Origin of the sequence: Amycolatopsis taiwanensis DSM 45107 (genome assembly GCF_000519205.1) — a bacterium.
Taxonomy (GTDB): domain Bacteria; phylum Actinomycetota; class Actinomycetes; order Mycobacteriales; family Pseudonocardiaceae; genus Amycolatopsis_E; species Amycolatopsis_E taiwanensis.
On the sequence record NZ_JAFB01000036.1, the window covers coordinates 84,440 to 97,220 of the forward strand.

A 12,781-nucleotide genomic window follows, 5' to 3' on the forward strand; every position below is an offset into this window, starting at 1 on the left:
CGCGTTCGATCACCGCGGGTCTTACGCCGGTGACCGCTGAACGTGTTCGCGGCAACGGAAAACACTTGCCCTGGCCCGAGTGTATCCGCTGAAATCGATGAAGATCGGGTTCTGACCGGTGGGTGTAGTACGGCGGGAGGGATGTGGGTGGGCGCAGCGAGCCCGGACGTTCGTGGCGAGAGGTACAAATGGGTCGCCCTGACCAACACGACGATGGGCGTGCTGCTGGCCACGATCGACTCGTCGATCATGCTGATCGCGATGCCGGACATCTTCCGCGGCATCCACCTCGACCCGCTGCTGCCCGAGAACAGCTTCTACCTCCTGTGGATGATCCTCGGGTACCTGGTGACCAGCAGCGTGCTCGTGGTCAGCGTCGGGCGGCTCGGCGATCTGTTCGGCCGCGTGCGGATGTACAACCTCGGCTTCGTCATCTACACCTTCGCTTCGCTGATGCTGACCATCGACTGGATGACCGGGCGCGGCGGCGCGATGTGGCTGCTGCTCTGGCGCATCGCGCAGGGGATCGGGGGAGCGTTCCTGGTCGGGAACTCCGGCGCGATCCTCACCGACGCGTTCCCGGCCGACCAGCGAGGGCTCGCGCTGGGCATCAACAACGTCGCCGGGATCAGCGGGTCGTTCATCGGGCTGGTGCTCGGCGGGTTGCTGGGGCCGGTCAACTGGCGGCTGGTGTTCCTGATTTCGGTGCCCTTCGGCGTGTTCGGCGCGATCTGGGCCTACCGGCGGCTGCGCGACCTGAGCACCCGCAGCGGTGAGCCGATCGACTGGTTCGGCAACGTCACCTTCGCGGTCGGCCTCGTCGGAGTGATGATCGGCATCACCTACGCCATCCAGCCCTACGGCAGCCACACGATGGGCTGGACGAGTCCGATGGTGATCGCCTCGCTTGCCGCGGGTGTGGCGCTTCTGGTGGCCTTCGGCGTGATCGAGACGCGGGTGCGGTATCCGATGTTCCGGCTCGCGCTGTTCCGGATCCGGGCGTTCACCTTCGGGACGCTGTCGACGTTCCTGTCCGCGCTCGGCCGTGGTGGGCTGATGTTCATGCTGATCATCTGGCTCCAGGGAATCTGGCTGCCGCTGCACGGGTACAGCTTCGAGAAGACCCCGCTGTGGGCGGGAATCCACATGCTGCCGCTCACCTTCGGGTTCCTGCTCGCCGGACCGGTATCGGGATACCTGTCGGACCGGTTCGGCGCGCGGCCGTTCGCCACCGCGGGCATGCTGGTCGCCGCCGCGACGTTCGGGTTCCTGGAACTGCTGCCGATCGACTTCCCGTACCCGGCGTTCGCCGCGATCCTCCTGCTCAACGGGCTCGCGATGGGTGCCTTCGCCGCGCCGAACCGGGCGGCGGTGATGAACAGCCTGCCGGTGCATCACCGGGGCGCGGGCGGCGGGATGAACTCGACGTTCCAGAATTCGGCGCAGGTGTTCTCGATCGGCATCTTCTTCACGCTGATGATCACCGGGCTGGCCGCCGTGCTGCCGCAGACGCTGGCCAGCGGCCTGGAGGCGCACCACGTGTCGGCCCAGGTGGCCACGGCGGTGGCGGGCAGCCCGCCGGTGTCGGTGCTGTTCGCCGCGTTCCTCGGATACAACCCGGTACGGCACCTGGTGGGCGACGACGCGATGGCCCAGCTTCCGCCCGCGGACGTGGCCGCGCTGAGCGGCAACACGTTCTTCCCGGACCTCATCTCCGGACCGTTCCAGGCGGGCCTGCACATCGCGTTCGCCTTCGCCATCGCGGCCTGTGTCATCGCCGCGGCGGCCAGCCTGTTCCGCGGTGACCGGTATGTGGCTGCCGAACCCGGGTTCCCGCCCCCGGAACTGCCCGGCACCGTGACCCCGAGCCACCCGCGATCCCCGCGCAAGTAGCGCCGGAACCCGGAACTCGGACGCCTCAACCGGGAACTCGGACGCCGGAACCCGGAATTCGGGCGTCTTAACCGGGGACACACACTTTTCACCGGCGCGCTACTAAAGTGGTTCGCGTGCAAGCGCTTCAGCTGTGCCTGTTCGTGGCCGGCGGAGCCTGGCTGGTCACCTGGCTGCTGTCGGTCCTGACCCGGGAATACTCGTGGGTGGACCGCATCTGGTCGGTCATCCCGGTGGTCTACCTCGCGATTTTCGCCGGCGCGGCCGGATTCGCCGACGCGAGGCTGAACACGATGTTCGCGCTGTCGGCGCTGTGGGGTGCGCGGCTCACCTTCAATTTCGCGCGCAAGGGTGGTTACGCGCCCGGCGGTGAGGACTACCGGTGGGCGGTGCTGCGGGAGCGCATGCGGCCGTGGCAGTTCCAGGTTTTCAACGTGGTCTTCATTTCCTTCTACCAGAACGTGATCCTCCTGTTGATCACGCTTCCCGGCTACACCGCGCTGACGAACCGGACGTCGTACGGCGCGGCCGACGCGGTGGTCACCATCGTGTTCCTCGCGTTCCTGGCCGGTGAGACGGTCGCGGACCAGCAGCAGTGGAACTTCCAGACCTGGAAGAAGAGCGAGCTGGCCGCAGGGCGGGAACCCGGCCGAAGGTTCGTCCAGACCGGGCTCTTCCGTTACTCCCGGCATCCGAACTTCTTCTTCGAACAGGCACAGTGGTGGGCGATGTTCGCCTTCGGCGCGATCGCGGCCGGCTCGCCGTGGCAGTGGACGGTCGCCGGGGCGGTGCTGCTGACTCTGCTGTTCGCCGGTTCGACCCGGTTCACCGAAAGCATCACCCTTGGCCGGTATCCGGAGTACGCCGGCTACCAGCGGAGCACGCCGGCCATGATTCCGTGGCGGCGGTCAGCGAGCGGCGATCGGCTCGGTGCGGCGCGGCATGATCAGCAACGCGCCGACGCCGAGCAGGGCCAGCACCGCCATGGCCATGAAGACGTGATGTGACGCGGCCTGCAGCGAGTCACGGATGTAGCCGGTGACGGCGGGTTCCCCCGCACTGGCGCGCCCGCCCATGACCAGGCTGGTGGCGTCCTCGTTCTGCGGAAGCTGCGCGGCGATCCCGGCCGGCGGGTTCGCGAACCGGGTGGCCAGCGTGCCGTTCGCGATCGCACCGAACAGCGCGGCGCCGAAGGCGCTGCCCAGCGAGCGGCTGAACATGTTGGCGCCGGTGACCACCCCGCGTTGTTCCCAGCCGACGACGGATTGCGCGGCGACGAGCGTCGGGCTCGCGGACAGGCCGAGCCCGACCCCGATGACGAACGCCGCGGCCGCGGCGACGAGCACCGGCGTGTTCTCGCCGAGCAGGATCGCGGCGAGCGCGGAGCCGGCGATGACGAACACCCAGCCGATGAGTGCCGTGTCGCGGAACCCGATGCGAAGGTAGATCCGGCCGGCCACGGTCGCGGCGAGCGGCCAGCCGATGGTCTGGGCGGCGAGTGCGGACCCGGCGACCACCGCGGTGGTGCCCAGCACACCCTCCACATAGGTCGGGAGGTACGAGTTGAGCCCGATGGTCAGGGCCCCGACGACGACCGCGATCAGGTTCCCACCGGTGAGCACGCGCCGGCCGAACACCCACAGCGGTAGCACCGGTTCGGCCGCGCGGCGTTCGACGAACACGAACGCGACCAGCATCGCCACCCCCAGCGGCAAGATCACCAGGGTGGGCGTGGACAGCCACGGCCAGGCGACGCCGCCCTCCAGCAGGCCCAGGATGATCAGCGAGAACCCGGCGGTCAGCGTCGCGGCACCCGCGTAGTCCAGGCGCCGCGACCGGCGGACGGTCCGGACCCGCTCGGTGAAGTGGCGCGCCAGCATCAGGGCGGCGACGGCGCCGAGCGGCAGGTTGACGAAGAAGATCAGGCGCCAGGACAGGAACTCGGAGAACAGCCCGCCCACGGCCGGCCCGATCACCGCGGAAATGCCCCACACGCTGGCCACATAACCCTGCACGCGGGCGCGTTCCTCGACCGTGTAGAGATCGCCGACGACGGTCAGGCTGATCGGCTGGATCGCGCCGGCGCCGATGCCCTGCACGGCCCGCGCGATGATCAACACCGGCATGCTCCAGGCGGCGCCGCACAGCACCGAACCGGCCAGGAACACCGCGATTCCGAAGTACAGCAACGGTTTGCGGCCGAGCGAGTCGGCGAGCCTGCCGTACAGCGGTACGGTGACGGCCTGGGTGAGCAGGTAAATCGAGAACAGCCACGGGAACTGGGAAAAACCGCCGAGGTCACGGACGATGGACGGGACCGCGGTCGCGATGATGGTCGAGTCCAGGGCGACCAACCCGGTGCTGAGCATGATCGAGGCCAGTACCGGCCCGCGTTCCGATCTGAGCCCGACTCCTGCCACTGTGGTCGCCACGCACAACCCCTTTCCCCATGGTCATCACCGTCCGGACTCAACTCCTTCGCATAGCGAAACATTCCCCGCGGGCGGGTCCTGTGATCCACCCGGCGTGGTCAACCCGATCGAAGTGTTTTGTTGGACAGCGCAATCCCGCCGGCGCAACCTGGTGGTGCCCCCGCTAGCAGCCATGGAAGGGACCACCATGCGGACTCGCCGTATCGGCGATGCTGAGGTCAGCGCGATCGGGCTCGGTGCCATGCCGATGTCGATCGAGGGCAGGCCGGACGAGGCGCGTTCGATCGCGACCATCCACGCCGCGCTGGATGCCGGCGTGACCCTGGTCGACACCGCGGACGCCTATCACTCCTACGCCGGCGAGGTCGGCCACAACGAGTCGCTGATCGCCCGTGCCCTTGCCGGCTACGGTGGCGACACCACAGGTGTGTTGATCGCTACGAAGGGCGGGCACCTGCGCCCGGGAGACGGGTCGTGGACGGTCAACGGCTCGCCCGCCTATCTCGAGCAAGCCTGCGACGCTTCGCTCAAACGACTCGGTGTGGACGCCATCGGCTTGTATCAGTTCCACCGGCCGGACCCGAAAGTTCCCTTCGCCGATTCGATCGGCGCACTACGGGACCTGCTGGACGCGGGCAAGATCCGGATGGCGGGGATCTCGAACGTGAGCCCGGAGCAGATCCGGCAGGCGAACGAGATCCTCGGCGGCCGGCTGGCCAGCGTGCAGAATCAGTTCTCGCCGGCGGTTCGCGACAGTGAAGCGGCGCTCCGGCTGTGCGCGGAGCTCGGGATCGCGTTCCTGCCTTGGAGCCCGCTCGGCGGGCGCTCGGTCGCCGGCGTGCTGGGGACGCGATTCGCCGCGTTCGCCGAGATCGCGCGGGCGCACGAGGTGAGTCCGCAGCGGGTCTGCCTCGCGTGGTTGCTGGCCAAGGGACCCGCCGTCATCCCCATTCCCGGATCCACTCGACCGGAGACGATCCGTGACTCGGCGGCGGCCGCCGAGCTGACGCTGTCGGCGGGGGAACTGGCGCGCCTCGACGCGTCCTGACCGCCGGGCCACCGCACGTCGTGGTTCAGCCCAGGGCGTTGTCGAGCCACCGCATGATGTCCGGCCCGACCGGGTCGGCGATGTCGCTGAACTCGGGTTGCTTGTCCAGGTAATGCGCGACGAGCGAGCATGCCCCAACCACGCGCTTGCCGTCTTCGCGGGTGTCGGCCAAGGCGGCGCCGACGAGCGCCGAACCGAGGCCGCGCCCCTGGAAGGATTTCTCGATCTCCGTGTGGTAGAACACCCGCTGCCCGTCCCGGTCGAGATAGGCGGCGAGGCCCACGAACCGGCCGTCGACGGTCAGTTCGTAGCGGTTCGCTTCGTCGTTTCGCCGCACCGAACCGGCTGAGCTCGAAGCACCAGGCATGGTCGCCATCCTCTCGTCGTCGCCACCGCCGGGACTCAACTGCTTCGTGCGGCGAAACATTCCGCCGGATTCGCCACGCCATACTGGCCGCCATGGTCGACAACGAGGGCTGGATCGGCTTCGGCTGGTACGACTGGGAAAACCTCGACAAGGTGTGGGTGCGGCCGGAACAGGGCGCCGACCCAACTGCTGAAGACGGCCGTGGCGTCTCGCTCCAGTGGGAGGAGCCGGTTGGGTGTCGGCCTGCTGCTCCCGAATGAACGATCCGGTGCAAAGTAGAGCGTCGTAGCTGGTCACAAGGTTTGAGGATCCTGGCGGGGTACAGCCATTAGCGCCGAGCCCAGGCCTTCTGTTCAGGCCTGGTGCAAATCCGTTTGCGTCGGTGATGTGGCTGGGCCGGCTGTGCAAAGCGGCCAAGTCCTGACTACGGGCCGGGCGTGCCGGTGGAGTTTCCGGAGGGGCAGGTGACGGCCCAGGCTGCCTCGATCATCCGGAAGATCTCGTCGAGCACGGTCTCCGGATCGGCCGCCTCCCGGGCCAGCGAATAGGCGTCGATCACGAACCTCGCGATCGTCCGGCAGGCCGTTGTGCTCTGTGTCAGGTCGGGATCGGCGGCGATGGCCGTTGCCAGCGACTCCGCGTGGCGCAGCCTCATCGACTCCTCGTACTGCCGCAGGGCAGGCGATTCGTCGATCATGTGCCAGATGTGGGCGGCGCCCTCCGCCGTGCAATGTCGCACGAGGGCCTGGACCTCGCGGCGCAGGGCTGGGATGAGCGGTTCGTTCGCTGCCCGGCCGGTGACCGCCTGCGTGAGGCGTTGCTCGAAGTCTTCGTCTTGCTCGAACACCAGGGCCTCTTTCGAGGCGAAGTGAGAGAAGAGCGTGGTGACGGCCACGTCGGCCTCGGCGGCCACGTCACGGATGCCCACCGCGTCATACCCGTGTTCCAGAAAGAGCCGCAGGGCGGTGTCGGCGATCTTCTGGCGGGTCGCGGCCTTCTTGCGCTCACGGCGTCCGGTCGGCACGGTCATGATCTCACGCTACCAGATACAAACCCGTAACGGTTTTAAAAGACTAACCGTTAGTGCTACGGTGGCCGACATGAAGAGAGTGAGCTTCGCCGAGTTCGGCGGTCCGGACGTTCTGCAACTCATAGATGCCGAGGAGCCACACCCGGGCCCCGGTCAAATACGCATCGCTGTGCGGGCGGCGGGCGTGAACCCTGTCGACTGGAGGATCCGCGAAGGCCAGATCCTCGGGGCCCATCCGATCGAGTTGCCCTCCGGAGTCGGGCTGGACGCCGCCGGGGTGGTGGACGAGGTCGGCGAGGGCGTCGAAGGAGTCGAGGTCGGCGACCACGTGTTCGGCGAAGGCTCGAGCACCTATGCCGAGTTTGCCGTGCTATCGGCCTGGGCCCGTATGCCCCAGGGCCTGACGTTCGAAGAGGCGGCCGGCTACCCCTCCGTCGTGGAGACCGCGCTGCGCATCATCCGCGAGGTCGGTGTGCGGTCCGGGCAGACGCTGCTGGTCAGCGGTGCGTCCGGGGGAGTCGGATCGGCGGTGCTGCAGATCGCCGGCGACCGCGGCATCACGGTAATCGGCACGGCTGGGGCCGCGAACCAGGACTATCTGCGCAGCCTGGGGGCCCTCGCCACGACATACGGCAACGGCTGGGTCGAGCGGGTGCGGCAGCTCGGCCAGGTCGACGCGGCTCTCGATCTGGCCGGCTCGGGCGTGATCCGCGAGCTCGTCGAGCTGACCGGGGATCCGCGGAAGGTGATCTCCATCGCCGATCTCGGTGCGCCGGAGTTCGGCGTCCGATTCTCCGGCGTGGCCGGGAGCATGCCGGAAGCGCTCGCCGAGGCCGTCGGCCTCATCTCGCGGGGAAAGCTCCACATCCCGGTCGAGAAGTCATACCCGCTCGCCGACGCCGCGGCGGCGCACATCGACAGCCAGGCCGGTCACACGCGCGGACGCCGGGTCCTGGTCGTCGGAAAGCCGGCCGGCGTCGTCCTCGAACAGAAAATTGAGGACGACGCGCATCCTTGGGACTGATGGCGGTACCGGCGCCGAGAAATGGCCGGTGGTGGTCGCGAGGGTACTCGGCGGCGTTGCGGGCGAGGCGTTTCCCCTCGTGAACGGTGAGAATAACCTGCTGACGTAAGACGGTCTGCTTGATCTCGTGGGCGAGGGTGAGCGCGGACCCAGCGGGTGGTGGCCCTGAGGAACCCTTCTTCGAGGTGACGCAACCAGGGCAGCATCGCTCGCGATGGCGAGATCATTGGCTGGGACTTACATCCCGGGGGAGCTCAACGAAGAGGGTGGCGTGCTGCTGTCTTTCAGAGCGAGGCGCTCGCCCTTCCCGAGCGCGGCTACTGGAACTGACGACCACACAGGCGATGGCTCAGGAGGTGGGGACGGTGACCGTGTCGATGGGCCGCGCCTGCCAGGCGGCCCAGTCGGCGCCGATCGCGCCGGCCGTGCGCAGCAGGTGCGGCAGGTGGTGCTCGATCAGGTGCTCGACGGAGGTTTCGGCGGCGTGCGCGTTGACGTTCACCGCCGCGACCGTGCGGCCCTGCCCGTCACGGATGCCGGTGGCCACCGACCGGATGCCCAGTGCGAGGTCCTGGTCGGTGACCGTCCAGCCCTGGGCCCGCACGTCGCGCAGCACCTCATCGAGCTCGTCGCGCTCCGGGTTCCACCGGGGCGTGATCCCGGACCGGCTCGGGGTGGCGAGTACCCGGTCCAGTTCGTCGTGGTCGAGCGCGGCGAGCAGGACCTTGCCGAGTGAGGTCTGCGGCGCCGGAAAGCGGGTCCCGATGGTCACCGCGAGTGTTACCAGCTTGGGCACGGCGACGCGCGCGACGTAGACGATGTCGGAGCCATCGAGCTGCGCGATGGAGCACGATTCGTGAGTGCGGGCGACGAGCTGGCGCAGGTGGGGCTCAGCGAGGTCCCACAGGTTCCGCGAACCGATGTAGGCCATGCCGAGTTCGAGCACCCGTGGCGTGAGCGAGAATCCCGACTCGTCGCTGCGTACGTAGCCGAGTTCCTGCAGGGTGAGCAGGATGCGGCGCGCGGTCGGCCGCGCCAGCTCCGCGTGGGAGGCGACTTCGCTGAGCGTCATGTGCGGCCTGCCCGGCTGGAAGCCACGAAGCACGTCGAGGCCGCGGGCGAGCGCCTCGATGAAGTCCGGGCCGGTCTCCCGGCGCATGCTGAAGGTCCTTCCACCCGAAGACGGCCGGCGGACGGGGGATGATTGCCTGCCGGATGGCCGTCCGTCACTGTAACCGCCGATGTTGCCGAGCCGTTCCTTGACCGTCCTCGGTCGCTGTGCGGATAATCCGAGCATACACGGACAAGTGTCCGCTGTACGGACAGAGAGGTGGCGGCATGCCGGGGCGCGGCGATCACGGTGAGCACCGGGGCCCACTGGCGGGCGTGCTGATCGCCGACTTCTCCCGGATCCTGGCCGGGCCGTACGCCACCATGTTGCTGGCCGACATGGGCGCCGAGGTGATCAAGGTGGAGGGGCCGCGCGGGGACGACACGCGGACCTGGATGCCCCCGGTACGGGACGGTGTCTCGACCTACTACCTGGGTATCAACCGGGGCAAGCGATCGATCGCGCTGGATCTGCGGGACTCCGCGGACGCCGGGGTGGCCCGTGAGCTCGCGCGCCGCGCGGACGTGCTGATCGAGAACTTCAAGCCGGGCGGGCTGGCCGGGTTCGGGCTGGACTTCGAGTCCGTGCGCGCGGCCAACCCCGGCATCGTCTACACCTCGATCACCGGTTTCGGCTCCGGGCCGGGCCGCCACGTGCCCGGCTACGACCTGATGGTGCAGGCGATGTCGGGGCTGATGAGCCTCACCGGCGATGCGGACTCTCCGCCTTACCGGGCCGGAATCTCCGTGTTCGACGTCATGGCCGGAAACCACGCCGCCATCGGCATCCTGGCCGCGCTGCGGCACCGGGACGCGACCGGAGCCGGTCAGCTGGTCGAGGTGAACCTGCTGTCGTCGGCGCTTACCGGTCTGGTCAACCACAGTTCGGCTTATGTCGCGGGCGGGACGGTGCCATACCGGATGGGCAACGCGCATCCGAGCGTGTTCCCCTATGAGCCGTTGCCCACCGCGGACAACGACCTGATCGTCGCCGCCGCCAATGACGGCCAGTTCCGCAAGCTCTGCCAGGTGCTCGGCATTCCCGAGGTCGCCGACGATCCCCGGTTCGCGCGCAACGTCGATCGAACCGCCAATCGCGAGGAGCTGCGCCCGATCCTGGTCGATCGGCTCAGGAAGCGGAGCGCGCTGGAATGGTTCGACCTGCTCGTCGAAGCCGGCGTGCCGAGCGGTCCGATCAACACCATCGACGGTGGGTTCGCGATGGCCGAACGGTTCGGTCTCGACCCGGTCGTCGTGGTCGGGGAGGGTGAGCGGGCGGTGCCCACGACGCGACATCCGATCCGGTTCTCCGAGACTCCGGTGGGCTACCGGCTGCCCCCGCCGGAGTTGGACGAGCACGGCGAGGAACTGCGAAGGTGGCTCACCTCGCCGGAGGAGGGAAACCGTGGCTGACCACGAGTACCCGACCGCGCTGGGCGCGTCCTCGCTGAAGACGATCACGCTGCTCGGCCGGGATCTCGCCGAGGACGTGATGGGCAAGGTCTCCTTCGGCGAGCTGGCGTTCTGGCTGGCCACCCAGCGCCGCCCCGAACCGGGCGAGGTGCGGGTGTTCGAGGCGGTGCTTGCCGCGCTGGCCGATCACGGGTTCACGCCGACGGCGATCGTGACCCGGTTGACCTACCTGTCGGCGCCGGACTCGATCCAGGGCGCGCTCGCGGCCGGGCTGCTCGGCGGCGGCTCGCGTTTTCTCGGCGTGACCGAGGACTGCGGCAGGTTCCTGCACGACGCGCTGTCCGGTGTGGACGGTGCGCTTCCAGCGGACGACGCCGGGTGGGACGAGCTCGCGCTGGCCATTGTGCGGAAAGCGCGGCAGGACGGGAAGTTCGTGCCCGGCCTCGGTCACCACGTCCACAAGGAGGGCGACCCGCGTACCCCGCGGCTCATGCGAATCGCGGCCGAGGAGAACCTGTTCGGCCCGCACCTGGCGTTGTTCGCGGCGATCGGCCGCGTGCATCCCGCGGTGCTCGGCAAGACGCTACCCCTCAACGGCGCGGGGGTGTGCGGCGCGGCACTGGCCGATCTCGGGCTACCGCTGGAACTCCTGCGCGCCGTCGCCTTGCTGGCCCGCACCGCCGGGCTGATCGGGCAGCTCGCCGAGGAGCTGCGCCACCCGGTCGGCAACGAGATCTTCCTGTCGGTCGACCTCAACAACCGTCCGGTGGAACCCGATCCCTATCCCCACAGGAGGGACTGATGGCCGAACTGGTCGCGGTGATCGCGTCTACCCACCATCCGTTCTACTACCGGGCCAGCACGGCCACGGGCGAGGACCGCCCGCCGTTCGCCGACGAGTGGGTACGCAAGGTGGAGGCGTTCCGCGAGACGCTGACCCGGGCACGCCCGGACGTGCTGGTGATGGTCGGCTCGGATCACTTCCACCAGCTGTGGCTGGACAACATGCCGCAGTTCCTGGTCGGCAAGGCCCCGCATTACGATGCGAACTTCTACAACGAGGAGCGCGAGTTCGGCCTGCCGAGGATGGTGCTGAAGGGCCAGGAGGACCTGTCGGCCTACGTGCTGCGGGAGGGCCTGGACGCCGGGTTCGACCTCGCGTTCTCCAACGAGCTGCGGATCGACCACTCGATCACCTGCCCGATCATCACCCTCCGCCCGGACAACGACCTGCCGATCGTGCCGGTCTACACCAACATTTTCGCGCCCCCGCTGCCGCAACCGAAGCGGTTCGTCCAATTGGGACAGACGATCCGGCAGCTCGTGGAGTCGTGGCCGTCAGACCAGCGGGTCGCGATCATCGGGACCGGGCATCTGTCGCTGGAGCTGGGCGGGCCACGGCAGTTCGGGCCGCACGGGCCGGATCCGGAGTTCGACCGCAAGGCGGTGGGCTGGATCGCCGGTGGGGACATCGAGGAATGTCTCGGCGAGGTCACCCTGGAAAGCCTGCATCTGCCCGGAAATGCCACGCACGGCTTCATGGACTTCATGCTGATGATGGGCGTCGCGGGGGAGGGGCGGAAGGCCGACTACGTCGACACCTACGACCTGTTCCACACCATGGAGGCGTATTTCACCTGGTATCCGAACGGAGGGCCGCGTGACTGACGATGGCGGAGCCCCGGTCATGCGGACCGACCGGGTGCGGGTGTCTCACAAAAGCACAGAGGACTCGCGTGGCGGGTTTTCCGCTTGAATACAGGAGGAACGGTGAGCAAGTACCTGATGAACAAGTTCCTCTACACCATCGACCGCGATCCGGATCTGGTCGAGCGCTACCGGGAGGACCCATCGGGCACGGTCGCGTGGTGGGAGGAGACCCAGGCCAACCGGATTCTGAACTGCGTCGGCCAGGAGTCCAGCACTTGGTTGCGTTTCGAGGACACCGAGCGTGAGGCGCTCAGGGCGCACGACTACGTGAAGCTGTTCGAACTCGGCGCCCACCCGTTCCTCACGTTGACGTTGTTCATCGGGATGTTCGAGCGGGACTACCACGAGCCGCTCGGTTTTCAGTTGGAATACGCGCGCAAGCTGTCACACATCAAGCTGCCTTATCCCGACATCTCCACCTGATTGCTGTATAACGACCTATACGGCGGTCGTTTGAATGCGCACCTTCACTAGCCCGGATCTTGCATGGGGTGGTCGGCTGGTCCTGGGTGGTCCGTGGGGTTGTTGTTCGGGGTGTTTGTTTGGTTTGGGGCAGGTTGGTGGTGCCCGTTGTCGGTGGGGTGGCCGCCGGTGTTCACTGCCGGGGTGGTGTTGCTGGTTGTCGGGGCGGGTTGGTGATGGTTAGGCGAGTTGTGGCAGGGCGGTGAGGCGTTGGTGTGCGGTGATGATCAGGGTGTTGCAGGGTGCGTGTCGGGATAGTCGGAGGTGGACTCGGCGGGCGTGTCGGGCGATG

At 68.0% G+C, this 12,781-nt stretch carries 13 protein-coding genes; 9 read left to right on the forward strand and 4 right to left on the reverse strand.

Annotated features, from left to right (window positions below; genetic code table 11):
- Window positions 1-213 precede the first annotated feature (213 nt).
- Complete coding sequence (locus A3CU_RS46745; RefSeq protein ID WP_245617358.1) at window positions 214-1,893, forward strand: MFS transporter; 1,680 nt, start codon at window positions 214-216, stop codon at window positions 1,891-1,893.
- 116 nt (window positions 1,894-2,009) lie between these two features.
- Entirely contained in the window at window positions 2,010-2,900 is an 891-nt protein-coding gene (locus A3CU_RS0126765; protein ID WP_027944897.1) for a DUF1295 domain-containing protein, read from the forward strand.
- Here A3CU_RS0126765 and A3CU_RS0126770 read toward each other — a convergent pair.
- A complete protein-coding gene (locus A3CU_RS0126770) occupies window positions 2,802-4,325 on the reverse strand; it encodes an MDR family MFS transporter (protein WP_052372218.1) in 1,524 nt (507 codons plus the stop codon). The two genes, A3CU_RS0126765 and A3CU_RS0126770, sit on opposite strands and share 99 nt — an antisense overlap.
- Before the next feature lie 187 nt (window positions 4,326-4,512).
- Between A3CU_RS0126770 and A3CU_RS0126775 the strand changes: the two genes are divergently transcribed.
- Window positions 4,513-5,373 (forward strand): aldo/keto reductase, encoded by an 861-nt coding sequence (locus A3CU_RS0126775; protein ID WP_027944899.1) that lies wholly within the window; start codon window positions 4,513-4,515, stop codon window positions 5,371-5,373.
- Between the two features lie 25 nt (window positions 5,374-5,398).
- On the opposite strand, the gene A3CU_RS0126780 is transcribed toward A3CU_RS0126775, so the two are convergent.
- Window positions 5,399-5,740 (reverse strand): GNAT family N-acetyltransferase, encoded by a 342-nt coding sequence (locus A3CU_RS0126780; protein ID WP_043842655.1) that lies wholly within the window; start codon window positions 5,738-5,740, stop codon window positions 5,399-5,401.
- A gap of 92 nt (window positions 5,741-5,832) precedes the next feature.
- Here A3CU_RS0126780 and A3CU_RS52755 point away from each other — a divergent pair, with 92 nt between their 5' ends.
- Complete coding sequence (locus A3CU_RS52755; protein ID WP_156960565.1) at window positions 5,833-6,000, forward strand: hypothetical protein; 168 nt, start codon at window positions 5,833-5,835, stop codon at window positions 5,998-6,000.
- Between the two features lie 164 nt (window positions 6,001-6,164).
- Here the strand turns inward: A3CU_RS52755 and A3CU_RS0126790 are convergent, their stop codons facing one another.
- Window positions 6,165-6,770, reverse strand: a complete 606-nt coding sequence (locus tag A3CU_RS0126790) for a TetR/AcrR family transcriptional regulator (RefSeq protein WP_027944901.1) — start codon at window positions 6,768-6,770, stop codon at window positions 6,165-6,167.
- A gap of 70 nt (window positions 6,771-6,840) precedes the next feature.
- On the opposite strand from A3CU_RS0126790, the gene A3CU_RS46750 reads away from it, so the two are divergent.
- A complete protein-coding gene (locus tag A3CU_RS46750; RefSeq protein ID WP_245617357.1) occupies window positions 6,841-7,794 on the forward strand; it encodes an NADP-dependent oxidoreductase in 954 nt (317 codons plus the stop codon).
- A 349-nt stretch (window positions 7,795-8,143) separates the two neighbouring features.
- Here the strand turns inward: A3CU_RS46750 and A3CU_RS0126800 are convergent, their stop codons facing one another.
- Window positions 8,144-8,953: an IclR family transcriptional regulator domain-containing protein gene (locus tag A3CU_RS0126800; protein WP_027944902.1), complete on the reverse strand. Its 810-nt coding sequence runs from the start codon at window positions 8,951-8,953 to the stop codon at window positions 8,144-8,146.
- A gap of 179 nt (window positions 8,954-9,132) precedes the next feature.
- Between A3CU_RS0126800 and A3CU_RS0126805 the strand changes: the two genes are divergently transcribed.
- The 4 genes from A3CU_RS0126805 (at window position 9,133) to A3CU_RS0126820 (ending at window position 12,450) form a co-directional block, all read left to right on the forward strand.
- Window positions 9,133-10,317, forward strand: coding sequence for a CaiB/BaiF CoA transferase family protein (locus A3CU_RS0126805; protein ID WP_027944903.1), 1,185 nt, complete (start codon window positions 9,133-9,135; stop codon window positions 10,315-10,317).
- Window positions 10,310-11,119 (forward strand): citryl-CoA lyase, encoded by an 810-nt coding sequence (locus A3CU_RS0126810; RefSeq protein WP_027944904.1) that lies wholly within the window; start codon window positions 10,310-10,312, stop codon window positions 11,117-11,119. Before A3CU_RS0126805 ends, A3CU_RS0126810 begins: the two co-directional genes overlap by 8 nt.
- Window positions 11,119-11,985, forward strand: a complete 867-nt coding sequence (locus A3CU_RS0126815) for a DODA-type extradiol aromatic ring-opening family dioxygenase (RefSeq protein WP_027944905.1) — start codon at window positions 11,119-11,121, stop codon at window positions 11,983-11,985. The genes A3CU_RS0126810 and A3CU_RS0126815 overlap by 1 nt, the downstream gene beginning before the upstream one ends.
- A 102-nt stretch (window positions 11,986-12,087) precedes the next feature.
- Window positions 12,088-12,450, forward strand: a complete 363-nt coding sequence (locus tag A3CU_RS0126820) for a hypothetical protein (RefSeq protein ID WP_027944906.1) — start codon at window positions 12,088-12,090, stop codon at window positions 12,448-12,450.
- Window positions 12,451-12,781 lie beyond the last annotated feature (331 nt).